2 protein-coding genes and 1 pseudogene are annotated in these 1,689 nt (G+C 34.6%); 2 read left to right on the top strand and 1 reads right to left on the bottom strand.

Going from position 1 to position 1,689, the window contains the following annotated elements:
• A partial coding sequence (locus AACY61_RS13375) for an amino acid--tRNA ligase-related protein (protein ID WP_339612076.1) occupies nucleotides 1-1,075 on the bottom strand: 1,075 nt, incomplete at its 3' end.
• A 144-nt stretch (nucleotides 1,076-1,219) separates the two neighbouring features.
• Between AACY61_RS13375 and AACY61_RS13370 the strand changes: the two genes are divergently transcribed.
• Both AACY61_RS13370 and AACY61_RS13365 read left to right on the top strand, forming a co-directional pair.
• On the top strand, nucleotides 1,220-1,378 hold the full coding sequence (locus tag AACY61_RS13370) for a YqaE/Pmp3 family membrane protein (RefSeq protein ID WP_188439860.1): 159 nt from the start codon (nucleotides 1,220-1,222) through the stop codon (nucleotides 1,376-1,378).
• Nucleotides 1,379-1,383: 5 nt separating this feature from the next.
• Nucleotides 1,384-1,689, top strand: a pseudogene (locus AACY61_RS13365) (hypothetical protein); the annotation flags it as partial.

Genomic DNA, 1,689 nt, shown 5'->3' with positions numbered 1-1,689 from the left:
CCATGGTTTTATCAACTTCAACTCCCATATTTATTGCAGCTTCACGAAGTTCTTCTTCGGTTTTACCGCTGATATCAAAACCGGTAAATTTTTTGATGGCATCGGTCATGGTAACACGGGGATAAGGAGCTTTAAAGTCAATCTCGTGTGTGGTGTAGGTCGCTTTAGTGGTGCCGTTTACAGCATTGGCACAATATTCTAGTAATTGCTCTGTAAAATCCATCATCCAGTTGTAATCTTTATAAGCTACATAGATTTCCATGGCCGTAAATTCTGGATTGTGTGTGCGGTCCATTCCTTCATTTCGAAAATTTTTAGAAAACTCATACACCCCGTCAAACCCTCCAACAATGAGTCTTTTAAGATACAACTCATTGGCAATTCTTAGGTATAAAGGTATGTCAAGGGCATTGTGATGGGTAACAAAGGGTTTAGCGGCAGCACCACCGGGTATTGGTTGTAAAATAGGTGTTTCTACTTCAAAATAGTTGCGTTCATTGAAAAAGCTGCGCATAGCATTAAAAAGTTTGGTGCGCTTTACAAATACGTCTTTAACTTGAGGGTTAACTACCAGATCTGCATAACGTTGTCGGTATCTCATTTCTGGATCATTGAATTCATCATATGTATTTCCCTCACTATCAGTTTTAGGAAGTGGAAGTGGCTTTAATGATTTACTCAATAATGTAAAGTTTTTAACCAATACGGTTTTTTCACCTACTTGTGTGTTAAATAGTTCTCCTTCAATACCAATAAAGTCACCAATATCCAATAATTTTTTATAGACATCATTGTAAAGTGTTTTGTCATCACCCGGGCAAATTTCGTCTCGGTTGAAATATACTTGAATGCGTCCTTTAGAGTCCTGAACTTCTGCAAAAGAAGCTTTTCCCTGTATGCGTCTTGACATGAGTCTTCCGGCGATAATTACCTTTTTTCCTTCTTCAAAATTTTGTTTTATTTCTTTTGAAGTATTGTTTACCGGAAATAATGCAGCCGGATAGGGGTCAATATTTAAGGCTCTTAATTGAGAAAGCTTTTCTCTGCGTACTAATTCTTGTTCTGAAAGTTGCATATTCTATTCTGATTTTGAAGGGGCAAAGATACGTTTTTGTCAAAAATATTTGTAACATTTCGTACGTTAAGTATTCTAATAATCAGTTATAAATTCTATTTTTGATATTAGCTTAGATTAGAATATTTTTATTTTTTATTGAATATGAGTATATGGAGAGTTATTTTAGCAATTATTTTTCCACCCCTATCAGTGATTGATAAAGGTTGTGGCTCCATTATTATTGTATTAATTCTCACTTTTTTAGGATGGATTCCTGGAGTAATTGCAGCTTTGATTATTTTAAATAACCCTAAAAACTAATCTTTATGAGAGCTACAACTTATGTTGGAATAGCAGTATTTTTATTGGTGCTTACCTCTTGTGAATTTTCAGAATCTTTAGTTATAAATAAGGATGGAAGTGGGCAGATGGTCATAAAAATGGATGCCTCAGATGTAATCAAAATGGTTTCATCGATGAAAGAAGGAAGTGATAGCCTTACTTCAGACGACAAATTAGACACTACTTTTTACTTCAAAGACTTTTTAGCAAATAAAAAAGACAGTATTAAACAACTTTCTGAAGCACAACAATTAAAACTCAATAAGTTGGAGCCCTATGGCATTCACATA

The sequence above is a fragment of the uncultured Planktosalinus sp. genome, from assembly GCF_963973675.1.
GTDB lineage: Bacteria > Bacteroidota > Bacteroidia > Flavobacteriales > Flavobacteriaceae > Planktosalinus.
The sequence above is the reverse complement of the archived record's forward strand: the minus strand, read 5'-3'. Positions and strand labels throughout refer to the sequence as shown.

Excerpts from the sequence above, each read along its gene's own strand:
- AACY61_RS13370 (WP_188439860.1), top strand. The coding sequence starts at position 1,220 with ATGAGTATATGGAGAGTTATTTTAGCAATTATTTTTCCACCCCTATCA.